The organism is Brevibacterium antiquum CNRZ 918, from assembly GCF_900169145.1.
GTDB classification, from domain to species: domain Bacteria; phylum Actinomycetota; class Actinomycetes; order Actinomycetales; family Brevibacteriaceae; genus Brevibacterium; species Brevibacterium koreense.
This window is the reverse complement of sequence record NZ_FXZD01000005.1, coordinates 163,571-186,020: the sequence shown is the minus strand read 5'-3', so window position 1 is coordinate 186,020 and position 22,450 is coordinate 163,571. Positions and strand designations below refer to the sequence as shown.

General features: G+C 63.2%; 19 protein-coding genes. 8 read left to right on the top strand and 11 right to left on the bottom strand.

Features of this window, described 5'->3' with window-relative positions:
• The first annotated feature begins 46 nt into the window (after positions 1–46).
• The gene (locus BANT918_RS09095) at positions 47–1,624 is read left to right on the top strand and encodes a BCCT family transporter (RefSeq protein WP_233430418.1); all 1,578 of its coding nucleotides are present in this window, start codon (positions 47–49) and stop codon (positions 1,622–1,624) included.
• A gap of 26 nt (positions 1,625–1,650) precedes the next feature.
• Here the strand turns inward: BANT918_RS09095 and BANT918_RS09090 are convergent, their stop codons facing one another.
• From BANT918_RS09090 to BANT918_RS09075, 4 genes are all read right to left on the bottom strand, one after another.
• On the bottom strand, positions 1,651–2,376 hold the full coding sequence (locus BANT918_RS09090; RefSeq protein ID WP_101619931.1) for a DeoR/GlpR family DNA-binding transcription regulator: 726 nt from the start codon (positions 2,374–2,376) through the stop codon (positions 1,651–1,653).
• 10 nt (positions 2,377–2,386) lie between these two features.
• A complete protein-coding gene (pdxA, locus tag BANT918_RS09085; protein WP_180957475.1) occupies positions 2,387–3,430 on the bottom strand; it encodes a 4-hydroxythreonine-4-phosphate dehydrogenase PdxA in 1,044 nt (347 codons plus the stop codon).
• Between the two features lie 85 nt (positions 3,431–3,515).
• Positions 3,516–4,937: a four-carbon acid sugar kinase family protein gene (locus BANT918_RS09080; protein WP_233429520.1), complete on the bottom strand. Its 1,422-nt coding sequence runs from the start codon at positions 4,935–4,937 to the stop codon at positions 3,516–3,518.
• Positions 4,934–6,436: a GntP family permease gene (locus BANT918_RS09075; RefSeq protein WP_101619930.1), complete on the bottom strand. Its 1,503-nt coding sequence runs from the start codon at positions 6,434–6,436 to the stop codon at positions 4,934–4,936. The genes BANT918_RS09080 and BANT918_RS09075 overlap by 4 nt, the downstream gene beginning before the upstream one ends.
• 216 nt (positions 6,437–6,652) lie before the next feature.
• On the opposite strand from BANT918_RS09075, the gene BANT918_RS09070 reads away from it, so the two are divergent.
• The 3 genes from BANT918_RS09070 to BANT918_RS09060 all read left to right on the top strand — a co-directional run bounded on the left by BANT918_RS09070 (position 6,653) and on the right by BANT918_RS09060 (position 10,440).
• On the top strand, positions 6,653–8,767 hold the full coding sequence (locus BANT918_RS09070; RefSeq protein ID WP_101619929.1) for a heavy metal translocating P-type ATPase: 2,115 nt from the start codon (positions 6,653–6,655) through the stop codon (positions 8,765–8,767).
• A 62-nt stretch (positions 8,768–8,829) separates the two neighbouring features.
• Complete coding sequence (locus BANT918_RS09065; protein ID WP_101619928.1) at positions 8,830–9,600, top strand: MerR family transcriptional regulator; 771 nt, start codon at positions 8,830–8,832, stop codon at positions 9,598–9,600.
• A gap of 69 nt (positions 9,601–9,669) precedes the next feature.
• On the top strand, positions 9,670–10,440 hold the full coding sequence (locus tag BANT918_RS09060) for a CPBP family intramembrane glutamic endopeptidase (protein WP_208618064.1): 771 nt from the start codon (positions 9,670–9,672) through the stop codon (positions 10,438–10,440).
• Positions 10,441–10,669: 229 nt separating this feature from the next.
• Here BANT918_RS09060 and BANT918_RS09055 read toward each other — a convergent pair whose 3' ends face one another.
• Positions 10,670–11,335, bottom strand: a complete 666-nt coding sequence (locus BANT918_RS09055; protein WP_208618061.1) for a VOC family protein — start codon at positions 11,333–11,335, stop codon at positions 10,670–10,672.
• Between the two features lie 139 nt (positions 11,336–11,474).
• Here BANT918_RS09055 and BANT918_RS09050 point away from each other — a divergent pair, with 139 nt between their 5' ends.
• Together BANT918_RS09050 and BANT918_RS09040 are read left to right on the top strand one after the other, a co-directional pair.
• Positions 11,475–13,064, top strand: a complete 1,590-nt coding sequence (locus BANT918_RS09050; RefSeq protein ID WP_101620017.1) for an acetolactate synthase large subunit — start codon at positions 11,475–11,477, stop codon at positions 13,062–13,064.
• Positions 13,065–13,523: 459 nt separating this feature from the next.
• Positions 13,524–14,021, top strand: a complete 498-nt coding sequence (locus tag BANT918_RS09040) for a hypothetical protein (RefSeq protein WP_101619926.1) — start codon at positions 13,524–13,526, stop codon at positions 14,019–14,021.
• 42 nt (positions 14,022–14,063) lie between these two features.
• Here the strand turns inward: BANT918_RS09040 and BANT918_RS09035 are convergent, their stop codons facing one another.
• From BANT918_RS09035 to BANT918_RS09010, 6 genes are all read right to left on the bottom strand, one after another.
• Positions 14,064–14,321, bottom strand: a complete 258-nt coding sequence (locus BANT918_RS09035) for a PH domain-containing protein (protein ID WP_101619925.1) — start codon at positions 14,319–14,321, stop codon at positions 14,064–14,066.
• Between the two features lie 94 nt (positions 14,322–14,415).
• Positions 14,416–15,477 (bottom strand): 2,3-butanediol dehydrogenase, encoded by a 1,062-nt coding sequence (locus tag BANT918_RS09030; protein WP_101620016.1) that lies wholly within the window; start codon positions 15,475–15,477, stop codon positions 14,416–14,418.
• A gap of 182 nt (positions 15,478–15,659) precedes the next feature.
• Positions 15,660–16,127 carry a ribonuclease E activity regulator RraA gene (gene rraA, locus BANT918_RS09025; protein ID WP_101619924.1) on the bottom strand — a complete coding sequence of 156 codons (468 nt, stop codon included), beginning with the start codon at positions 16,125–16,127 and terminating at the stop codon, positions 15,660–15,662.
• Between the two features lie 52 nt (positions 16,128–16,179).
• The gene (locus BANT918_RS09020; protein ID WP_101619923.1) at positions 16,180–17,205 is read right to left on the bottom strand and encodes a D-cysteine desulfhydrase; all 1,026 of its coding nucleotides are present in this window, start codon (positions 17,203–17,205) and stop codon (positions 16,180–16,182) included.
• 68 nt (positions 17,206–17,273) lie between these two features.
• Positions 17,274–17,744, bottom strand: a complete 471-nt coding sequence (locus BANT918_RS09015) for a hypothetical protein (protein ID WP_101619922.1) — start codon at positions 17,742–17,744, stop codon at positions 17,274–17,276.
• 258 nt (positions 17,745–18,002) lie between these two features.
• A complete protein-coding gene (locus BANT918_RS09010; RefSeq protein ID WP_101619921.1) occupies positions 18,003–19,331 on the bottom strand; it encodes a dicarboxylate/amino acid:cation symporter in 1,329 nt (442 codons plus the stop codon).
• 188 nt (positions 19,332–19,519) lie between these two features.
• On the opposite strand from BANT918_RS09010, the gene BANT918_RS09005 reads away from it, so the two are divergent.
• The gene (locus BANT918_RS09005; RefSeq protein ID WP_233430417.1) at positions 19,520–21,376 is read left to right on the top strand and encodes an acyl-CoA dehydrogenase; all 1,857 of its coding nucleotides are present in this window, start codon (positions 19,520–19,522) and stop codon (positions 21,374–21,376) included.
• Positions 21,377–21,525: 149 nt separating this feature from the next.
• Entirely contained in the window at positions 21,526–22,431 is a 906-nt protein-coding gene (thpD, locus tag BANT918_RS09000; RefSeq protein WP_101619920.1) for an ectoine hydroxylase, read from the top strand.
• The last annotated feature ends 19 nt before the right edge of the window (positions 22,432–22,450 follow it).

The following is a 22,450-nucleotide window of genomic DNA, read 5'->3' as shown; positions in this document are numbered from 1 at the left end:
CGAGACCAGGGATCAATCAGGATCAGTCAGACAGGAGACGCCGCCGATGACGGGCAGCGCCGATGTCGATGCGGACGGGGACCCCGAACCGAGGCCGGGCGAGGCGTCTGAAACAAAGTTGAGTCACCGCATCGACCTGCCGGTGGCTGGCACCAGCGTCGGCATCCTTGCCGCCTTCGTCGCACTCGCCCTCATCATTCCCGACACGATGTCCTCGTGGGTCGGGACCGCATTCACCGCCTGCGCGAACATCTTCGGCATGTACTGGCAGATTCTTCTGCTGGCCACGTTCCTCGTCGCACTCGTCCTCATCTTCACCCCATGGGCCAAGGCGCGGCTGGGCAACCAGGCGCGCCCGGACTTCAAACGCTTCAGCTGGGTCGCCATGATCATGATGACCCTGCTCGCCGCAGGAGGAGTGTTCTGGGCGGCGGCGGAGCCGATGTATCACTATGCGACGACCCCACCGTACTTCACCGACGACGGAGGCAGCGCCGTCGATGCGGTGGCTGCCGCTCTGGCCACGAGCTTCATTGACTGGGGCTTCCTCGCTTGGGCGATCCTCGGCTCGCTCGGCGCCATTGTGATGATGCGCGCGGCAGAGAAGGGCATGCCCCTGCGGCCACGCAGTCTCCTGTACCCGGTGCTGGGCAAGCGCGCTGCCACCGGACCGATCGCCGCCATCGTCGACGTCGTGTGTATCATCTCTGTGGCCGCGGGAACGATCGGGCCGGTCGGATTCCTCGGCATGCAGGTCTCCTATGGTCTCCACTCTCTGTTCGGCATCCCTGATGTCTATGGCGTGCAGCTCGTCGTGATCGCAGTGCTCACCGCCATCGCCGGCGTCAGCGTCTTCTCCGGTGTCAGCCGAGGAATCCGCTTCCTCAGCAGCGCCAACGTCTGGATTGCCCTGGCGCTCATGGCCGCGGTGCTCGCGCTGGGCTCGGCATGGTTCGTGATCAAGAGCTACTTCAGCGGCTTCGCCTTGTACATGACCGACTTCTTCAGCATGACGCTCTACCGTGGTGACACCGAATGGCTCTCGGGCTGGACAGTGTTCTTCTTCGGTTGGTTCCTCGGCTATGCCCCACTGATGGCCATCTTCGTCGCCCGCATCTCGAAGGGACGAACCGTGCGGGACCTGCTCATCAGCACCACTGTGCTGCCTCCCATCGCCACGACATTCTGGTTCGCTGTTCTCGGTGGCACCGGCATCTTCCTCGAACAGAAATCCGCTGGATCCATCTCCGGACCGCTGTCGGATGGGGGACTGCCGGCCGCTGTCATGGCCATCAGCGACAATCTTCCGTTGTCGCTGATCATCAGCATCGGCTTCCTGATTCTCACCATGACCTTCGTGGCTACGACCACGGACTCCATGTCGTTCGCGATGTCGCAGTCGTGCATGACCAGCGGTGAACCCTCGCCGAAGCTGCGGGCCACATGGGCTCTGCTCATCGGTGTCACCGCTGCCGTGCTCATCAGTTTGGGAGATGGCGGGGTCGACGCCCTGCAGTCGGCGATCGTCATCACCGCAGTGCCGGTGGGCTTCGTCATGCTGCCCTCGCTGTTCGCAGCGCCGGTCTATGTCAGGCAGATGGCCAAGGAGCAGAACCTGGTCTGATCGTCAGCGGCACTGCGAGCTGAGGCTCAACGCTGCGTGTGGGATCCGTGCTCATCGATCCACACCCAGCCGTTGGGCAACGGCGCCCACGCAGCCACCTGGCGGGCTGCCTTGGAGCTGTCGGCGAGGACGACGACCATGCGGGCATGGTCGGAGATGAGCTCCTTGGTCCGCGCCTCGTCCAAGGTCGGCTCGCCCAGACCCCTCGTCGTATCCACCGCGTCAGCCCCCAGCAGGGCCAGATCGACGTGGATCCGGCTGAGAGCATGATCGCTGAAGGCCCCGGTCGTCCCGTGGGACTTGGCTGAGACGCGGCCCCCGACCATGATCACTTCAGGACCGGTCGGATGGGCCAGCGTCTGGGCGACCTCGAGTCCGCGTGTGTAGACGGTGAGATCGTGTCGTTCACGGATGCGTTGGGCCACCCGGACCGTGGTCGAACCGGCGTCGAGGAAAACGGTGCGCACACTCTGATCGCCGAGGTAGTCCATCGCGGCCGTGGCAATCGCATCCTTGGCCTCGGCGTTGGCCTCCATGCGCTGACCCAGCGGAGGTTCGATGTAGCCGGCGGCGGTGGCGCCGCCGATCGTGCGGATGACTTCGCCCGTGACCGACATCTCGCGCAGGTCCCGTCGGATCGTCGACTCCGAGGTGTTCAGCTCGGTTGCCAAGCGGCCGATGGTCCACGAACCGGTCGCCAGCAGCGACTGGATGTCATCACGACGCTTCTGCGTTCGGGTGCGGATTGCCATAGTGAGAATCCTACTTCGGCAGGTACTCCGCGCGGATGCCGTCGACGAATGGTGCGTAGCCGATGGCTGCGGTGTAGGCCGAGCGCATGGTGCCGGCATCGGCAATGCCCTGGCCTGCGATGTCGAAGGCGGTTCCGTGATCGACCGAGGTGCGCAGGATCGGCAGCCCGACGGTGACGGAGATCGTGCCATCGAAGTCGAAGGTCTTCGAGGCGATGTGTCCCTGGTCGTGGTATTGGGAGAGGATCCCGTCGAAGCGGCCGGACAGTCCCTGGTGGAACACCGAGTCGGCTGGGATCGGCCCGGCGACCTCGAGACCGGAGTCGACGACGCGCTCCACAGCGGGTGACAGGATCTCGATCTCCTCGTCGCCGAAGGCACCGTTCTCCCCGCCGTGTGGGTTGAGCGCGGCGACGGCCAACCTCGGCGAGGCCACACCGTAGAGCTGCAGGGCACGGTGTGCGCGTTCGATCGAATCGACCTGAGTGTCGACGGTGAGTGCGTCGATGGCCTTGCGCAGCGACATGTGGCGGGTGGCGAAGAAGATCTGGAGCTTGTGCTCGGGGACCTTCGTGTTCTCGACGACGAACATCGTGTCCTGCTTGGTCACGCCGGTGAGTTCGCCGAGCATCTCCGTGTGGCCCAGGTGAGCAGACCCCGACTTCCAGACGGCTTCCTTGTTGATGGGGCCGGTGACGATGCCGGCGATCTCACGGTCCATTGCGGCCTTGGTGGCGACCTCGATCGCGGTCACGGCGGCCTGGCCGGCGCGGGCATCGACGATACCCCAGTCGGGCAGATCGTCGCCGAGCACTCCGATGTCGAAGACGTCGATGACGCCCTGCCCGGCCGACGGCGTCGACCAGTCGGTGATCGGCCGCAGCTCGACGTCAAGGCCGAGTACGTCAACGGCCCGCGTCATCACGGCCAAGTCGGCCACGGAGACACCGTGTTGGTCGTCGCGACCGGAGAACTCGGCGAGCACCGTCGCGGTGATCTCGGGGCCGATGCCCACCGGGTCGCCCACGGTCATGGCGAGTACGGGTGCGGTCATGTCAGTCTCCTCAACATTGCGTTTTCTGGGGTCACGCGCACGATGCACGCGAACATCTGGGTGGGGTCCAACTTCGTGCACGTCCTCATGGGAGCCCGATCCGTGCGACCTTTTGGAGGTGGTCCAAGCACAGCGCCGTCGTGTCTGAGTCCCCGATGAGCCCGCCCTTGGTCACGATCGGCAGGCCTGCTGCCGTTCCGCCGACGATGCGACCGCCGACGGCCAGGGGGATGATCTCGGCCTCGATCTCCATGCCGATGGCATCGACCTCTCGCAGCACCGCGGCCGTGACATCGCCGCCGGTGGTGTAGAGACCCGTGACGGAGGGGGCGGGCGAAGCCATCACCTCGGCGGTGATCTGGGCCAGCCTGCGTGGGATGATCTCGGACTGCTCGTCGGTGAGCTCGAGGAGATCGGAGGCATCGACGACGGTGGCGAGAATGATCGCCTGCACCGATCCGAGCTGCGCCGAGGCGACTGCGCGGACCTGCTCGACCGTGGCGTCGACATCGGGCAGGGCGTCGGCATCGTTGATGGTTCGCAGCACCGTGATCGTGGGATCATCATCGAGTTTGGCCAGCTGCGCCCGAGTGATCTCGGTCGCCGAACCGGAGACCCCGAGGATGATCCCGGTCTCGCGAGCCGGCAGGAGCGCCCGAGACAGGGCCAGACTGCCCGGGCCGGGATCGATGGACACCCATTCGAGGCGCTCACCGTGGCGCAGATTCGCATGCAGGCGAGCATTCTCACCAGGAGCACCGGCGGGAGTTGACGCGACCTCACGGCTGAGGTCGACGACGGTGGCCGCGATGAGGCTGATGTGCTCATTCGTCATGGCGTCGGCGACGATGACCTCGGCGCCGACTGCGATGGCGCTGACAACGTCGGCGCGGATCGCCTGTTTGCCATCCAGCACTGTCGAAAGCTCGATGGTGTGACACTTGAGATCGGTGTTGAGACGTAGAATGTCCTCGACGACCGAGGTGGTCATGGGGGAGCGGACGTCATGGGCCAGTTCCGTGTGTTCGAGCAGCTGACCGTTGAGCAGCTGCTGCCCGCCGACCGTGACCCGACCGGAGGACGGGAAGGCGGGAAGGCACAGCCCCATCACTCGACTCGGCCCTGATTCGGACGCCAGGGATTGACGGGCGCGCAGGGCCGCCTCGGCGGTGGGACCGACATTGCCACGCAGGGTCGTGTCGATCCGACACGACACGAGATCGACGGGCCCCGCGATGCGGACGAGGGCATCGGTGAGGCTGGCGGCTTCGGCGGGATCCATGTGCCGGGAGTTCGCATTGACGACGACGGTGTCATAGTCGTCGAGCATCCCATCGAGGCTGATCGAGTCATTGCCGCCCGTACCGGTGATCGTCATTGTGCGCAGGCCTGCCTCGGCGAAGAGGGCACCGCAGGCGTTGCCGCCGGTGAGGTCGTCGGCAAGGATGAGGATCCGCGGACCGGGCTGAGGCACGTCGGGGTCTGCGGCCGAGTTCGGCTGGCTCATACGATCAAGTCGAGCACAAACAGGAGCGGAAGGGAACAGATCCAGACGGCCGTTGTGATGCCCGACCAGCCCTTGATCGCACCGATGCCGTCGAGGCCGGCGAACCGGGTGACGACCCAGAAGTACGAGTCGTTGAAGTAGGAGAAGACCATCGAGCCTGCGGTGCAGGCCATGACTGCCACGAGCGGGCTCAGCCCCAGGGGCGCGACCAATGGTGCGGTGACCGAGGCCGCGGTGATCATCGCGACGGTTCCCGAACCCTGAGCCAGACGCACGAGCGATGCGATGAGGAACGGCACAAGGAGGGCCGGGAGGCTGATGGATGCGATCGCCTCGGCGAGAGCATCGCCGACGCCCGATTCGCGCAGCACCAGTCCGAAGCTGCCGCCGGCTCCGGTGATGAGCAGGATGAGCCCGGCGGAGGCTGCGCCGTCGGCCAGCCAGTTCTGCACCTTGTTGCGCGGAGTCACGCGGGGCAGAAGCGTGTAGACGGCGAGGACGAGACCGATGATGAGGGCGATGACCGGATTGCCGAGGAACGCCAGCGGGGCGACCCAGGCCGAGGGCTCATAGGCATCGCCGGACAGTTCGCCCTGAGCGTTCTTGTCGATTGCGGTGGACACGGTGTTGGCGACGATGAGCAGAAGTGGGACGACGAGCGGAAGGAATCCGAGGAAGGCACCCGGCTTCTTCGCTGAGGTGGATCCGTCGTTTCCGGCAGCGGCGCCGGCTGCGTCGGTGGGTGAGTTGTCGGTCGCAGAGCTTTGGCCTGCGGTGGAGGCATCGCCGGTGAGGGTATCGACGCTGCCGCTGGTCGAGTGCACATCCGCGGAGGCAGTTGTCACCGAACCGTAGACATCGTGCTTGACGGCCGCATTGAGGACGGGCTCGAGCTTCGGCCCGATCCAGCGGGCGTAGATGACGACGACGGGCAGGAGGCAGATGGTGAAGACAACGCCGGCGAGGATGACGGAGCCGATGTCGGCGCCGAGGATCCCGGTCGCGGCCAGTGGGCCTGGAGTCGGTGGCACCATGTGGTGGGTCAGCGTCATGCCGCAGCCCAGGGCGAGTGCAAGTGTGACGTAGCCGCCCCTCTTCACGCGAGCTATGGAGCGGGCCAGAGGATTCATGATGACGTAGCCGGAGTCGCAGAAGACCGGAATGGAGACAAGCGAACCGACGGTGCCCATGGCCCAAGGTTCGCGACCCTTGCCGAAGGCGCTCAAAAAGGCTCGGGCCAGGGAGTCGGCGGCGCCGGAGACTTCGAGGATCTTGCCGATTCCAACGCCCAGTCCGATGACGATGCCGATGCTGGCCAGAGTGTCGCCGAAGCCGGTGGTGATGGAGTCGACGATTGAGAGCAGATCCTGACCGGCGACGATGCCGGTGACGACCGAGGCCAGGAGAAGTGCGATGAAGGCGTCGAGGCGGGTCGCCAAGACGATGACGACGATCGTCGCGATCCCGGCGACAAGCGCCACGAGGAGTTGCAGGTCCATGAGGTCCTCCGCAGTGAGGCCGACTCAGTCGTGGAGTCGGGGTTGAGCCGATCCGGTTCCCTGTGAACCGAATGTGAAGTTGAACAGCTTGAGCAAGTATTGCGCATAGATGCTCAAGTATGCAATGTGTGGCCGAGGCAGCTACATGCGTCGCGGCCTGACGTTGCGACGACTGTCGCTATTGGCTTATACCCTATCGGGGTATATCCTGTTGAGATGGAAGCACAGAACGAACATCAGCACCGCAATGGTCATGTGGACGTCGACGGTCACGCCGAGCACAGTGGCCACGAAGGCCACGAAGGCCACGAAGGCCACGAAGGCCACGGCGGGCACGCGGGCCATGGCGACCATGCCGCTCAATTCCGTCGCCTGTTCTGGATCATGCTGGTCATGGCGATTCCGGTCATCGTCTTCAGTCCCATGTTCGGCCACCTCGTTGGCTATGAGGTTCCGGAGAGCGGCATCCTCGGCTGGCTGCGGTGGCTCTCGCCGATCCTCGGTACTGTCATGTACTTCTGGGGCGGAAGGCCGTTCTTGGCCGGCGGGCTGAGCGAGATGAAGGACCGCAACCCGGGCATGATGCTCCTCATCGCCCTGGCCATCACGGTCGCCTTCCTGTCCTCCTGGGGGTCCTCGCTCGGGATCCTCGATGCCGAACTCGACTTCTGGTGGGAACTGGCTCTGCTCGTCGTCATCATGCTGGCCGGGCACTGGCTGGAGATGCGATCTCTGGCGCAGACATCGTCGGCACTCGACAGCCTGGCGGCGCTCCTGCCCGATGAGGCGGAGACGATCGTCGACGGAGAAGCTGTGATGGTCGACCCGGCCGACCTCAGCCTCGGCGACACTGTCGTGGTCCGTCCTGGTTCTGCGGTTCCTGCTGACGGTCGGGTCATAGACGGCTCGGCCAGCATGGACGAGTCCATGGTCACGGGCGAATCGACGACCGTCCGCCGCTCGGTGGGGGACACTGTCGTGGCAGGCACCGTCGCCACAGATTCCGGCCTGCGCCTCGAAATCACGGCCACGGGCGATGACACTGCACTCGCTGGCATTCAGAAGCTTGTCGCCGAGGCTCAGAACTCGACATCGCGGGCACAGCGCATCGCCGACAGGGCCTCCGCTTGGCTGTTCTGGTTCGCCCTCGGTTCCGCCGTGATCACCGCGATCGTGTGGTCTCTGGTGGGGTTGCCGGATTCGGCGGTCGTGCGCACCATCACCGTCCTCGTCATCGCCTGTCCCCACGCCCTGGGCCTGGCCATCCCGCTCGTCGTGTCCATCGCCACCGAGAGAGCCGCCCGCGCGGGCGTCCTCATCAAGGACCGGCTGGCGCTGGAGACGATGCGCTCCGTTGACTCGGTGCTTTTCGATAAGACCGGCACCCTGACCAAGGGCGAACCGACAGTCACTGCGGTCGAAGTCACGACCACGAACTACACCGAGGATGAGACCCTTGCGCTCGCCGCAGCTGCTGAGGCCGATAGCGAGCACCCCCTGGCGCGAGCTATCGTCCGCGCCGCCCAGGGCCGTGGCCTCGACATCGCGCGAGGCCAGGGCTTCTCGTCCTCCCCGGCCGTCGGAGTCAAGGCCGAGGTCGACGGCGCCGAGGTGGCCGTGGGCGGGCCGAATCTGCTCAGCGAATGTGACGTGGGCGAAGCTTCCATTGCTGAGCAGTGGAGCGAGGAAGGCGCCATCATCCTTCACGTCCTCGTCGACGGAGATGTCGTCGGAGCGCTCAAGCTGGCAGACGAGATCCGTCCCGAGTCCCGTAGGGCCGTCGATGCGCTGCATCAGCGCGGGGTGCAGGTCGTCATGATCACCGGTGACGCCGAGGCGGTTGCGCAGACTGTGGCTTCCGAACTCGGCATCGACCGAGTCTTCGCCGGAGTCCATCCTGCAGACAAGGCGGCGAAGGTCGCCGAACTGCAGGGGGAGGGCCGAAAGGTCGCCATGGTCGGTGATGGAGTCAACGACGCGCCCGCATTGGCTGCCGCAGATGTAGGCATCGCCATCGGAGCTGGAACCGATGTGGCCATTGGTTCGGCGGGAGTGATCCTCGCCTCCGATGACCCGCGTTCCGTGCTCTCGGTCATCGAGCTCTCTCGAGCCACATACCGGAAGATGAAGCAGAACCTGTGGTGGGCGGCCGGCTACAACCTCATCTCCGTGCCGCTGGCCGCTGGCGTCCTGGCACCCATCGGCTTTGTATTGCCGATGAGTGTGGGTGCGATCCTGATGTCGATCTCGACGGTTGTGGTTGCGCTCAACGCCCAGCTGCTGCGCAGGCTGGACCTGCGACCGGAGGTATCAGCCTCAGCCGCACGGTGAATTGCGGTTAGGCTCAACGGGCGAGGTGTCACGATGGTGAGAGACTGAGGTTCGGGGATGTCATGGCGTGGAGCACCAGTGAGTTGGCCAACCGGGCTGGAACTACGGTCAAGACAGTGCGCCACTATCACTCACGTGGCCTGCTCCCTGAGCCCGAGCGGGCGTCCAATGGCTACAAGCAGTACGCTGTCGAGCACCTTGTCCGAGTCCTCCAGATCAGGCGGCTGAGCGACCTCGGCTTCACGCTTGCGCAGATCCACGATCTCGACCTCGCAGGCGAAGCCGCGTTCGATCACGGCGCCGAGGCGAACGCAGGCACTGATCGTGTCGACGATGATCTTCGCGCCACGCTCCGCGCGCTCGATGCGGAACTGGAAGCAGGGATCGCACGACAGCAGCAGATGCGCGACGACATCGCGGCCATCCTCGAGCACGGCACTGCTGTCGACCTGCCCAGCGGGTTCGGGCAGGTGAAGGGTGAGCTCACCGAGGCGGATCGAGGGCTCCTGCTTGTCTATTCGCAGGTGTTGGATCCCGAGACACTGGACTCGCTTCGTGCGATGCTCGCGGAAGTGAATCAGTCCGAGGCCTCACAGGAGTTCCAACGACTGCCTGCAGAGGCAGACGACGCGGTTCGCGAGGAGCTGGCCAGACGGTATGCGCCCCAGGTTCGTGAAGTGCAGGCGAAATACGGGTGGCTGGACAGCCTCGGCGAGATTTCACACTGGAAACGTGAAAAGGTCCAGTCGACGATTGGTGCGGCGCTCATGCAGCTCTACAATCCGGCGCAGCTCGACGTGCTCGTTCGCGTGGACGCAATGAACTCGAAGTGAGGGGTTGACCGTGCCCTTGGGGCACGGTTTCGACTGTGGGCATCAGTCGAACACCGAAAGGACGAGACAATGAATCTCTCGCTCAACCCTATGGACAAGGACACACGCAACACCGACCGGTCTGGGAAGTTTCATCCCGCCGAGGCTCGGCCTGGAAATACTTCAGAACTGACCCGACCGGGATGGCCGGAGATGATCGTCGGTCTCATCGCCTACATCGTCGTCTTCGGTGCGGCCTACTTCATCGTTAGGGCCCTCCCTGACGACCTGGCTGTGATCAGCGGAATCGCCCAGCTTGCTCTCTCGGGGATCATGGGGCTCTTCGCCTTCTCCGCTGCTGTGCTCGTCCGCATTCGCGGCCTCGCGGCATTCGGGTTCGTTCGTGCCTCAAAGAAAACGCTGCTCATCGCGGCCCTACTCGGAATCGGATGCTGGGTGCTCGGCACCATCGTGTCGCTCATCTCGTACCTCATAAACGACGGCATCGGGAACATCCAGGGCGATTACCAGGCCGCTGCTGCAGGCGGCTTCCTCGCCGTGATCGCCACACTGTTCATGGGGTCGGTGCTCACCCCGCTCGGTGAGGAGTTCCTCTTCCGCGGTGTGCTCACCGCCGGGCTGCTGCGGTATGGGCCCTGGATCGGCATTATAGTCAGCGCCGCGATTTTCGCGCTCGCCCACGGCATCAACCCGGTCCTGCCTGTCGCGTTCATCGTGGGCATCGTCACCGGACTCCTCTTTCACAGGACCGGCTCAGTCTGGCCCGGCGTGGTCGTGCATGCATTCAACAATGCGGCCGGGCTCTTCCTGCCGACGTTGATCTGGGCGTTGATGGGGTGAATTCTTGGCACCCACGTTCCACCCGGTTCGCAATGCACTCCGGCCGGCCACCCGAATATAGGTGGCCGTCTGGAGCGGCACGATGAAGCTGTGGGTTGTGATCATTCCACTGCGATTGATCCAGTGATTCATGTAGGCAGTGGCGATTCTCTGCCCGTCCTGGGCTGCGGCCGTTGACTGCAGCCCGACGGCTGTTGGCTGCAGCCCGACAACCGCAATCTCATTCTGCTTACCGCGTCAGGGTCTGATCGATCGAGCTGGCGCCGATGCCCAGGGTCACCTGCGTGCCCCACGGATCGGCAGAGGCAGACCGAGCGTCCGTCGTCGGCGAAGTCCATCGTGCGTGCCGTGAGGCCAGCGACGAGTGCGTCGAGGTCCTCACGAACCGGAACGGTGATGGCGACACATCGCTGAGGCCGAGGCTGGCAGCGCGTGGGCCCGCACCATGGCTGTTCCAGGTGTTCATCGCGACGTGGTGGTGGTAGCCGCCGGCCGAAGCGAAGACGACGCCCGGCAGCGTGTTGGCCTGAGCAAACGTCTGCTCGTTGAGGTGCTCGGCCAGGAAGGCAGTCGGGTCAAGGCAGACCGTGCCTATGCGGAGCTCTCCATCGGCGGTGCGCAGCCACTGCGAACGATCACGGTCGACGTAGAGTTCGATGCCGTTGCCTTCGGGATCGGTGAAGTAGAAGGCCTCGCTGACGACGTGGTCGCTCGAACCGACGAAGCGGCTGTTCGTGTTGTGTGCGGCGTGGGCGACAGTTGTCGCCAGCGATCCCTGGTTTTCGAACAGGAACGCGGTGTGGACGAGACCGGCCTGGCTGTGATCGAGGCCGGGCAGGTTCGGGGTGGCGAAGTGGATCTCGTTGCCGCGTGAGACCTCTTCGAGGGACTCCATCGCGAGGGCGCAAGACGAATATTTCCAGCCACCGATTCAGACGATCGAGCGGGACAGCAGCGCGGCGTGATAAGACAGAACGAACTGCTGACTGCGGATCCCGAAGACCTCCGTGGCCGACTTCAAAGGAGATGATGGCATGAACGGTGCGGAGAGCCTGCTGGAGACACTTGGTCACAACGGAATCGAGGTCTGCTTCGCCAACCCCGGCACCTCGGAGATGCACTTCGTGGCGGCCCTTGACCGGCAGCCCCACGTCCGCGGTGTGCTCGGACTCTTCGAAGGTGTTGTCACCGGGGCCGCCGACGGCTACTCACGGATGCTCGACAAGCCCGCGGCCACACTGCTGCACCTGGGACCGGGCGCCGCCAACGGTCTCTCGAGTCTCCACAACGCACTGCGGGCTCGCACCTCGATGGTCAACATCATCGGCGATCATGCCGGCTACCACCGGAGCCTCGACGCACCGCTGACCTCTGACATCGAGGGAGCACTCCGGCCCTTCAGCGATTGGGTGCGCACCTCTCCGTCGGCGAACTCGATCGCCAAGGATGCCGCAGACGCCATCGGCTACAGCCTGTCGGGCCAGATCAGTTCGCTCATTCTCCCCGCCGACACAGCGTGGAACAACGCCGATCAGTACACCCAGCCACCGAACGCGGTCGTACCCAGTTCAGTGTCGATCAAACCGGTCGACGTTGACGCGGCCGCTGCACGCCTGAGAGATTCCGGTCCCCGTACTGCCATCCTCCTCGGCGGACGTGCCCTGCGTACCTCGCAGCTCGAGGCCGCCGCGCGAATTGCTGCGGCGACCGGTGCGACGTTGCTGGCAGAGACCTTTGCCGCACGGACCGAACGAGGTGCAGGCCGGCCCACGGTGACAAAGATCCCGTATCCGGTCGAACCATCTGTCGAACTCCTGCAGAACTTCGATGCCCTCATCTTCGTTGATGCGAAACCACCTGTCGCCTTCTTCGCCTACCCCGACAAGCCGAGCGTGCTCACCGCACCAGGCACCACCTTCTTCACGCTCAGTCCCATCGGCGCCGATTCGCTGCAGGCGCTTGAGGACCTTGACGAGGCAGTCGGGGCAGGGTCGGCAGGCAATCACCTCGCCGAGGCGGTAGGCAGTTCACGTGGCCGTTCGTCCTTGCTCGCGGAGTTGGCTCCGGCTCCTGTTCCCAGCGGCACTATCACTTCGGCGAAGCTCGCCGCGTGGCTCTCGGGTGCCATTCCTGAGAATGCGATCGTCCTCGACGAATCCATCACCACCGGGTGGGACTTCTATGCTCAGACGGCGCAGTCACAGCCCCACGACTACCTCGGCGGCACCGGTGGGTCCATCGGCTGGGCACTGCCGGTGGGTGCTGGGGCTGCGATCTCGAGCCCCGACAGGAAGGTCATCGTCTTAGAATCCGACGGCTCGGGTATGTACAACCCACAGTCTCTGTGGACTTACGCGCGGGAGCAGCTCGACATCGTCGTCCTCATCTTCGCCAACCGGAAATATCAGATTCTGCGCAATGAGATGTCCAATGTCGGCGTTGCCGACTTCGGACCGAAGGCCGAGTCGCTGCTCGACATCGGCAACCCGGCCATCGACTGGGTCTCCCTCTCCCACGGGATGGGCGTGCCAGCGACACGAGTCGAGACCATCGAAGAGCTTGATCGCGATTTCCGTGCGGGCCTGGCCGAGTCGGGGCCGCGGCTCATCGAAGTACTGGTCTGAGGAGGACAGGATCCCGTCCGCGGTGACGGCTGGACCGGCTTCGATCCGTGCGGAAAACCATCCCCAGTAGTCAGTCGAATGTTTCGCCCGCTTGTGACTCATCGATAGCCTCATGTGAGCCATCTGGATTCCGATAGAGCTTCACTCCTTCGTGCATCGCAGTAGACTGCATCCGCGCTTCCGAGCTGTCTTCGGTGTACCCGACCTTCTGTCCCTGGCCGATGTTCACGCTTGTGAATCGCTTGGCCCAGCGGCTGAACCGATTGGTGGATCTGTGTGAATTCTTCAATTCTGCGTTCATGATGATTCGCCCCGCTTCATCGCAGATCTCTTGGACCGATTATAGCTCTGGCCGCTGTGAAAGCCCCGAGGATTCTGCTCAGTGCGACCTGATCGGCAACGCGGCCTGAGGGGCACCTGGGGTGCAGTGTGCTGGCCCGAGGTAGATAGGGTGGAACTATGAAGTCTGTTCCTCAGCTTGTCTCGGCGTCAACCGTGGCACTGGCCCTTTCACTCGGCGGCTGCAGCGCCGGCGAGCCCGACGCTGGTGACATCGAACCCGGGCAGAGTGCCGAGGTGCCCAGCAGCGACTTCGAGAGCACCGATGCACTCGGTGACTACCTTCGCGAGAGCATCGACGAGGTTCATGTGCACCGTGAGTCCGAGAGCAACCCGGACTTCGACCACGAGGGAGATGCCGAGCGCCTGCACGTAGAGTTTCCGTCAGCCGGGCAGACGAACACCGACAGGAAAGCCACCGCCGATGCCGTCCAAGCTGCAGGAAGCGCCCAATTCGACTATGACGTGCTCATGGTCACCGGCACCACCGACGCGGGCACCTGGTCGTATATGTTCAGCACCGACAGCGTGGATGAGCTGACAGGCGGAGGATCTGTCGTCGAAGCTGACACGGTGTGGGACGTCGCGGACCAGGATTTCGATTCGGTGCATCGCTGAAGCTGAGCACACACATCTGATGCCACCTGGCTCCCGGCCGAATCAGCCGATGACGGCCTGGGCGATGAGGTGGTCGAGGCGTCGGACGTCGAGGCCCTTGCCGATCTCGATCTTCTTGCCCGTCATCCCCTGAGAGTCACGAATGATGAGTCTCTTGTTCGTGTAGATCGCCGAGCCACGGATGGTCTTGAAAGCGGTGACCGGGGTTTCGCCCGGTACCAGGAGCGGCCCGAGGTCGTCGGGAATGGGGCGTTCGGACGTAAACGTCCATGCGGCAGATGTCTGAAGGTCTGTACTCATGAATAAAGCAGACTACGAAAGTAGTAGCTCGTTGAATCTGCTTGGGCTCCACTTCAGAAGGGGTGGAGCCCAAGCAGAACAGCTGTCAGGCAGATCATGCTCGAGGATCGACGATGATCTTCACATGTTGTTCGTTATTGTTGATGAGCTCGTCGAATCCGCCCGAGATTAACTCATCGAGACCAATGCGCCCGGTGATGAAAGGGGAGAGGTCGATCTTCCCACTGCGTACGAGTTCGATCGTGGACGGGTGGTCTCCCGAGTAACCGATAGTTCCTCGCAGATCGATCTCTTTGAGCACAAGCTTCGGCATATCGACTTCCGGCTTGTGGCCCCAGATGGAAACGTTGACGACCACTGATCCCGGGCGAACCGCGTCGAGCAGCATGTCGAGTACCACCGGGACTGATGAACATTCGAAGCCGACGTCTGCGCCTTGGCCGTTTGTGCGTTCACGGACCTTTTCCGCCACGTCGCCTTCGCGTGGATCCAGGACTTCGTCAGCAACTCCGGTCGAGAGGGCCATCTTCTTCCTCGCCTCAGAAAGCTCGGAAATGAAGACTGTGAGGCCTTCGGCCTTGAGTACGGCAGCGGTGAGCAGGCCGATTGGCCCGGCTCCGCCGACGATGGCGACCTGACCGGATTTCGCGCCGGAGCGGACGACTGCGTGATGGGCCACGGAGAGCGGTTCGATGAGAGCCGCTTGATCAAGCGGGATGTCACCGACTGGATGAACCCAACGACGTTCGACGACGATCTTCTCGGCAAGTCCGCCGCCACGACCGCCGAGCCCGATGAAGTTCATGTCCTTCGATAGCTGATAGCTCTGCCCGATGCTGGTATCGATGTCGTCGGCGATAATGTACGGTTCGACGACGACATTCTGTCCCACCTCAAGATCAGTCACGCCGTCGCCGAGGTCGGTGATCGTTCCCGAGAATTCGTGTCCCATGGTCACCGGGGCGGACTCGCCCGAAATTGGATGCGGGTGTCCCTCAGGTGGAACGAAGATCGGTCCTTCGAGGTACTCGTGCAGGTCGGTGCCGCAGATTCCGCACCAGGCGACGTCGATCGCGACGGTCCCGGATTGCAACTCTGGTTCGGGAATGTATTCGATGCGGATGTCATTGCGGTCGTAGAAACGTGCTGCCTTCATGTGAGACTGACCTTTCATCGTTGAAACGAAGCCGATCTGACCATCGTCGGAGTTCATCGGTGACTCGCGACGGCCATAGCTCCTAGATGAAACTCTACATTGCGAGGCACCAGCCTTATCCGCGCTTTTTCGTCAGGTGAGAATCTGTCCGCTAAACCGGTTGGATGTGGCGCAGCGGGCGGCTACTGCTCCACCACAACACCATCAGGATCTGCGAACACCATTGCACCGGGGCGGATCGTGGCTCCACCCACCTCAACCGTGACATCGAGGTCACCCTCGCCGGTCTTTGCGCTCTTGCGCGGGTTGCTGGCCAGGGCCTTGATGCCCAGTCCCAGCGACGACAGTGCCACTCGGTCACGGACGGCTCCGTTGATGATCACACCTGCCCAGCCGTTGCTCACGGCGAGCTCGGCGATCATGTCACCCATGAGCGCAGTCGCGATCGAACCGCCACCATCGATGATGAGCACAGCTCCATCGCCGGGCTGGGACAGGGTCGACTTCGCCAGCGCATTGTCCTCGAAGCAGCGAACCGTCCGGGCAGGGCCGGAGAACGAGTCCTTGGCGCCGAAGTCACCGAAGTTCAGAGCAATCGAATTCAGTTCTGGTCCGCGTTCGTCCCAGAGATCAGCTGTGGAGACAGTCATGGTGTTTCCTCCAGATAGGTCAGTTGAGATGACATTCGTCGTTGGTTCCAGACTATGCGAATGCTCCGGCCCGAGCATAGAGTCCGGGCACTCCACCTGAGTGGATGAAGACCACGTCATCGTCGTCCCCGAAGCGATCTTGTCGGATCAGATCGATGAGGCCGGCCGCGGCCTTCCCGGTGTACACGGGGTCGAGGAGGATTCCTTCGGTGCTGGCAAAGAGTCGCACGGCTTCGACCATCTCAGGCGTGGGCAGTGCATACCCGGTGCCGAAGTAGTCGCCCAGGCCGAGGCTGCGTTCGCGGGGGACTGGTGGAAGTTCGAGGAACGAGGCCACCTCATCGACGAGGTTGACGATCTTCGGTTCTTGGTCCTCCTGCGTGCGGCTGACGTTGATGCCGACCACGGGGATCTGACTGCCAGCGCGATGGAGGCCGGTGATGAGTCCTGCCTGCATCCCAGCAGACCCACTCGGGGCCAGGATCGACGATACATCCAGGCCCACCTCGGCGAATTGGGTGAGCAGCTCCTGTGCGCAGTCGACATAGCCCAGGGCGCCGGTGACGTTGGAACCACCGACCGGGATGACATAGGGCTTCTTTCCCTGAGTCATGAGCTCGGCGGCCAACTCGTTGGCGCGAGCAACCAGGTCACTGCCATTGGGATGAACCTCAGTCGAGTCCGCGCCGAGGAGGTCGAAGAGCAGGAAATTGCCCGTGAGCTTCGGCGGATTTCCACCGGCGTCCGCAGGTACCGGCGCGTCATCGGAACCGAGATCCTCTTCGAGCACGAGGTGGCAGTCGAGCCCCTCGCGCCTGGCTGCCGAGAGCGTGAGCCGGCAGTGATTGGACTGCACCCCACCCGCGGTGACGAGGGTGTCAGCCCCGTGTGCCAGCGCATCGGCGATGAGGAACTCGAGCTTGCGAGTTTTGTTCCCACCCTGAGTCAGACCCAACAGGTCATCACGTTTGATCCAGATCTGGGGTCCACCCAGCTGTGAACTCAGATGTTCGAGGTGCTGGAGCGGGGTGGGTCCGTTGGTGTAGCGGCGTCGTGGCAGCTCGTTCAGGTTGACCATGGTTCCCGAGTCTACTGCGAGCCACAATGCGATCGGGTGCAAGGCGATCGCGAGACGTCGCCTCGCCTTCAGCCGTGAAATCTGACCTGGCGAACAGCCTCGGCGTCGCCGTTGTCGGATCGCGCATTGTCGACGCGAAGGGTCATCGTCTCGTCGGTATCCAAGTTCACATAGGCCACGTGAGTCGTGCCCACCTTCGGGTCCGCGCCCGTATCTGCGGCGACCCGATGCCAGCGAGACACGTGCTCATCTCCGTGGGCGGCAAGGTCATCGATGACCGTCTGCACGGCCCGGTCTCTGACCTTGGAATCGGCGCCGACGCCCCATGACCGCACCATTCGATCGGCATATTCGGCCGAAACCTTCGGATGCCCTGCGCTCTGCGGCTCCTGGGCAAGAGCCACCTCAGCGCTGGAATCAGTCGCTGTCTCGGAATGCGGGGTCGCCAGCGCGGATCCGCCGGCGACCCCGGCGCCGGCAATCCCGGCGAATGCGGCGATCGCCAAGACTGCGGCGCGATTGCAAATGGTGTGATTCATAGCGTCTTTGCCTCCTGTTGGTGTCTGACAGTGCTGGTGACCGCCAGGGATTTGTCATCGATCACGTTGATTATCGTCACCGCAGGTGAGAGCCCGAGCGCACAGACTGAGAAAATCCTCAGAGACTGTTACAGTTCTGCGGATCTGCTATTTCAGTGCCATCGCAGAATTGACATAGTCACATGAATCCTTGTGAAAAGGCCGATTCGGGCACCAGCCAGGGGCACCTCCGACTCAGCTGCTGAAATACGATCGTGATCAAGAATTTTCGGTGGAAGACACCTCGGCGAGGGTGTTCTCCGATTCATCGTCCCTGTCCATCCAGCCCTTGCCGTCGAGGATTCGGGCCACCATCATGGAACTCGTCTGGTCGCCGACCGCGTTGACGGTGGTCGCGGGAGGGTCGATGACGGTGCCGATGATCTGGATGATCGGCAGGGCCGCGGCCGGGAACCCGTAGAGGGTGATGATCATCAGCTCGCCGATGAACCCGCCGGAGGGGATGCCCGCCATGACCATGCCGGCCAACAAGGCCACGGCGATGCCGATGAGGATGTTGCCAGGAGTGAAGAAGTCGCGCTGGAAAACTGCAAAGAGGAAGGCGATTTTGAGGATCGCGGACAGGCTCGAGCCCTCCATGTGGATCGTCGCCCCGATCGGCACAATCGTCTCCCGGATGTCGCGAGGCACGCCGATGCGTTTGCCCGCGCGAAGGTTGGCCGGGATCGACGCCACCGAGGAGGACGTACCCAGGGAGATCGCCGTCGGTTCGATGATGTTCGACCAGAACGCGGTGATCCCACGTCGGCCGCCGGCGAGGAATGAGTAGAGAGTGAACGCGATGAAGAAGTAGCCGATCGCCACTGGGTAGTAGACGAGGAAGACGCGGACGTAGTCGCCGACGAGCTGGGCCCCGAGTTCACCGATGAGGGCCGCGAAGTAGGCTCCCAGGCCGATCGGGGCGTAGTACATGATGATCGACGTGAACTTGAGGAATACCTCGGAGCCCGAATGGAGGAACTGGGCGAACGGTTTGCCCAGGTCGCCGATCTTGGACGTGGCGATGCCGACGATGACGGCGAAGACGATGAGGGCGAGCATGTGCTCGGCAGAGAGAATCTTCGAGAAGTCATCGACGACGAAGGTCTGTACGAGCTGATCGCCGATGGATCCGACCTCTTCGACGTTCTCGGGGTCGCTCATCTCAACTTGGACGCCCTCGGTGGCCTGGGAGATCCACAGGGCGGCGATCATGACGATCGAGGCGATGACGCCGGTGACCGCGAAGATGCCGAGCATGCTGCCCAGGATCGTGCCCAGCCTCTTGGCCGAGGACGTGCCCGCCACCGCCGAGGAGATCGAGAAGAAGACGAGGGGCACGACGAGGGTGAACATCATGTTGATGAACAGCGTGCCGAAGGGTTTGATGACCGTGGCCTTCTCCCCGAAGATCAACCCGATGATCGCTCCGATGACTACGCCGGCGAGGATGAACAGCGGGAACCGATAGTTGCGCAGGACACGGCCGAGCTTCGACGGGGACCTGGGTGGGATGCTGGCAGCTGAGCGGCCTGCAGGGGATGGCATAGAGCGAGAACCTTCCGGGAGTATCGGGGTGCGATGAGAGCAGGGAGAACTGCCCAGGAAATCCTAAAGGATTGAGCGAATGCCGGCTGCGCCGTCCCCTTCTGCGAGAGATGTCTGTGAGAGCGGCCTGTGAGAGCGGCGACCGAAACACTCTATACTTAACGATCAATTAGTTTAGACTGGGTTTCGTGAATGATCAGAACCTGGACAATGCTGTCCCCCCGGCCTCCACCGACTCCCTGCTCTCGCCAGCAGACATCGAGTTCCTCCTCTACGATTGGCTGCGAGTTGAAAAGCTCTGTGAGCGCGAACGATTCGCCGGGCACTCCCGCGAGACCTTCGACTCGGTGCTGGCCGCCAGTGAAGAGCTGGCCAAGGAGCACTTCGCCCCGCACGCCAGAAAGTCAGACCTCAACGAACCGACCTTTGACGGTGAGAGCGTCACCCTTATCCCCGAGATCAAGACCGCACTTGAACGATTCGCTGACGTCGGGCTGCTGTCGGCGACCATGGACGAAGAGGTCGGAGGCATTCAGCTGCCCCAGACCGTGGCCACGGCCTGCTTCACCTGGTTCCAATCGGCAAACATCGCGACCTCGAGCTACCCGATGCTGACCATGGCCAACGCGAGCCTGCTGCTGGAATACGGGACAAGAGAGCAGATCGAGACCTTCGTTCGCCCTGAAATCGAGGGTCGATTCTTTGGGACCATGTGCCTGTCCGAACCAGAAATCGGCTCCTCACTCGGCGACGTCACCACTCGTGCCGTTCCCGATCCTGGCGGAGATGAAGGCACCTACCGGGTGCACGGCACGAAGATGTGGATCTCCGGCGGCGACCACGAACTGTCCGAGAATATCGTCCACCTCGTCCTCGCCCGTGCTGAAGGTGACGTGCCGGGAACCAAGGGGCTGAGCCTCTTCATCGTCCCCAAACACCTCGTCAACAACGATGGCAGCCTTGGCGAGCGCAATGATGTCGTGCTCTCGGGACTCAATCACAAGATGGGCTGGCGTGGAACCACGAATACGCTGCTCAACTTCGGCGAGGGCACGCACACACCCGAGGGTTCAGGCGGAGCCATCGGCTACCTCGTGGGGGAGCGCGGCAAGGGCTTGTCCTACATGTTCCACATGATGAACTCGGCGCGCATCGGGGTCGGCGCCGGAGCCGTGGCGCTCGGCTACCACGGTTACCTCGACGCCCTGCGCTATGCCCGTGAACGCCGCCAGGGCCGCTCCGATGACGGCCGCGGCAAGGATTCCCCGCAGGTGCCGATCATCGAACACGCCGATGTCCGCCGCATGCTCCTGTCTTCGAAGAGCTACGTCGAGGGAGGGCTCGGTCTCATCCTCTACGCGGCCACGCTCCTCGACGAATCCGAAACCGCAGACACCGAGGCCGGCCGTGCACGCGCGGCGCTCCTCCTCGACGTGCTGACCCCGATTGTGAAGACCTGGCCAAGCGTGTGGGGTCTCAAGGCCAATGACCACGCGATTCAGGTCCTCGGCGGGGCTGGCTACACCCGCGACCACGCCGTCGAGCAGCTCTACCGTGACAACCGACTCAACCCGATCCACGAAGGCACACACGGCATCCAGGCCAAGGATCTTCTGGGCCGCAAGGTCATCATGGCCGGGGGAGAGGGGCTGAAGATCCTCGTGGAGGAGATGCGGTCCACCCTCGCCGAGGCGGCCGCTGGGGCCTCGTGGAACGCCGAATCCGGTGCTCTGGCAGAGGCCATCGACCGCGTCGAGACCGTCACTGCTGCCGTGTGGAAGTCGGCTGAGCCGGTTCATGCGCTGGAGAATGCGTGGACCTACCTCGAAGCGGTGGGACATACGGTCATCGCCTGGCTGTGGCTGCAGCAGGGCATGGCTGCCGAGGCCGCCGTGCACTCGCGTGGTGACTCGGCGCTGCTGCGCGGGAAGATCGCTGCCGCCCGCTACTTCTTCGTTCACGAGCTGCCGCAGACCGGGCCTTGGTTCGACCTTGTGGAGAGTGGCCCGTCAACCTTCACCAACTTGGATGACACGTGCCTGTGAGGCCAGCGAGGATGTGACGCCGCGGCACGGGCTTTGACCGAAGGCATCCCCTTGTTACGGTGGCGGCACAAGCGGAATGAACTTGTTGTTCCCCTCAGAATCAGTTCCGGAGCGACGAGGCTTCCGCACTATCCGAGGAGGGAAGCACAATGACAGTACTCTCACCGTCGACAACCACGGATCTCTACCCCACTCGTACCGGCGAGAGGACTGAAGTCCTCGATCGTAGGGGCCCGATCGCCTTCGATTCGGCCGAACAGGGCCCGTTCGATGCGAAGTCGCTGCAGCATTACGACGACAAGGGGTATCTCACCATCGACGAGCTCATCACCGCCGATGAGCTCGAGACGTTCCGGGCCGAGCTGCACCGGCTGGCCAATGACCCGAGGGTCAAAGACGATGACGCCACCATCGTCGAGGCGAAGTCCAACGAGGTCAGGTCGATCTTCGACATCCACCGCAGCAATGAGATCTTTCGCAAGATCGCCAACGACCCCCGGGTCATCGCCCGTGCGGAGCAGCTGCTGGGGTCCGAGGTCTACATCCACCAGAGTCGCATCAACTACAAGCCCGGGTTTGTGGGCAAGGAGTTCTCCTGGCACTCCGACTTCGAAACCTGGCACGCCGAGGATGGCATGCCCGAACCGCGTGCGGTGAGTCTGTCGTTGTCCCTGACTGACAACTACTCATTCAACGGGCCGCTGATGATCATGCCCGGTTCGCATCAGCGCTACGTCAGCTGTGTCGGCGGCACCCCGGAAGACAACTACAAGAAGTCACTGGTCATGCAGGGCGCGGGCACGCCTGATCCGCAGACGCTGAGCAATTTCGCCGATGACTACGGCATCGACGTCCTCGAGGGGCCCGCCGGTGGTGCGGTCATGTTCGACTCCAACTGCATGCACGCTTCGAACGGCAATATCACCCCGTATTCGAGGTCGAATATCTTCATCGTCTACAACTCGGTGGACAACACATGCGTCGAACCCTTCGCCGCACCGAAGCCGCGCCCCGAGTTCGCTGGCAGCACGGACTTCACTCCGGCCGGTTCTTAAGAGACGAAGCCCGGCACCT

What these genes read in the sequence shown, in the direction of transcription:
- BANT918_RS09095 (WP_233430418.1), top strand. Translation starts at nt 47, where the DNA reads ATGACGGGCAGCGCCGATGTCGATGCGGACGGGGACCCCGAACCGAGG.
- BANT918_RS09055 (WP_208618061.1), bottom strand. Translation starts at nt 11,335, where the DNA reads ATGGAGTCCCTCGAAGAGGTCTCACGCGGCAACGAGATCCACTTCGCC.
- BANT918_RS09015 (WP_101619922.1), bottom strand. Translation starts at nt 17,744, where the DNA reads ATGAATCACACCATTTGCAATCGCGCCGCAGTCTTGGCGATCGCCGCA.
- BANT918_RS09020 (WP_101619923.1), bottom strand. Translation starts at nt 17,205, where the DNA reads ATGGTCAACCTGAACGAGCTGCCACGACGCCGCTACACCAACGGACCC.
- BANT918_RS09035 (WP_101619925.1), bottom strand. Translation starts at nt 14,321, where the DNA reads ATGAGTACAGACCTTCAGACATCTGCCGCATGGACGTTTACGTCCGAA.
- pdxA (WP_180957475.1), bottom strand. Translation starts at nt 3,430, where the DNA reads ATGACCGCACCCGTACTCGCCATGACCGTGGGCGACCCGGTGGGCATC.
- rraA (WP_101619924.1), bottom strand. Translation starts at nt 16,127, where the DNA reads ATGACTGTCTCCACAGCTGATCTCTGGGACGAACGCGGACCAGAACTG.
- BANT918_RS09060 (WP_208618064.1), top strand. Translation starts at nt 9,670, where the DNA reads ATGAATCTCTCGCTCAACCCTATGGACAAGGACACACGCAACACCGAC.
- BANT918_RS09050 (WP_101620017.1), top strand. Translation starts at nt 11,475, where the DNA reads ATGAACGGTGCGGAGAGCCTGCTGGAGACACTTGGTCACAACGGAATC.
- BANT918_RS09010 (WP_101619921.1), bottom strand. Translation starts at nt 19,331, where the DNA reads ATGCCATCCCCTGCAGGCCGCTCAGCTGCCAGCATCCCACCCAGGTCC.
- BANT918_RS09070 (WP_101619929.1), top strand. Translation starts at nt 6,653, where the DNA reads ATGGAAGCACAGAACGAACATCAGCACCGCAATGGTCATGTGGACGTC.
- BANT918_RS09030 (WP_101620016.1), bottom strand. Translation starts at nt 15,477, where the DNA reads ATGAAGGCAGCACGTTTCTACGACCGCAATGACATCCGCATCGAATAC.
- BANT918_RS09090 (WP_101619931.1), bottom strand. Translation starts at nt 2,376, where the DNA reads ATGGCAATCCGCACCCGAACGCAGAAGCGTCGTGATGACATCCAGTCG.
- thpD (WP_101619920.1), top strand. Translation starts at nt 21,526, where the DNA reads ATGACAGTACTCTCACCGTCGACAACCACGGATCTCTACCCCACTCGT.
- BANT918_RS09075 (WP_101619930.1), bottom strand. Translation starts at nt 6,436, where the DNA reads ATGGACCTGCAACTCCTCGTGGCGCTTGTCGCCGGGATCGCGACGATC.
- BANT918_RS09080 (WP_233429520.1), bottom strand. Translation starts at nt 4,937, where the DNA reads ATGAGCCAGCCGAACTCGGCCGCAGACCCCGACGTGCCTCAGCCCGGT.
- BANT918_RS09065 (WP_101619928.1), top strand. Translation starts at nt 8,830, where the DNA reads ATGGCGTGGAGCACCAGTGAGTTGGCCAACCGGGCTGGAACTACGGTC.
- BANT918_RS09040 (WP_101619926.1), top strand. Translation starts at nt 13,524, where the DNA reads ATGAAGTCTGTTCCTCAGCTTGTCTCGGCGTCAACCGTGGCACTGGCC.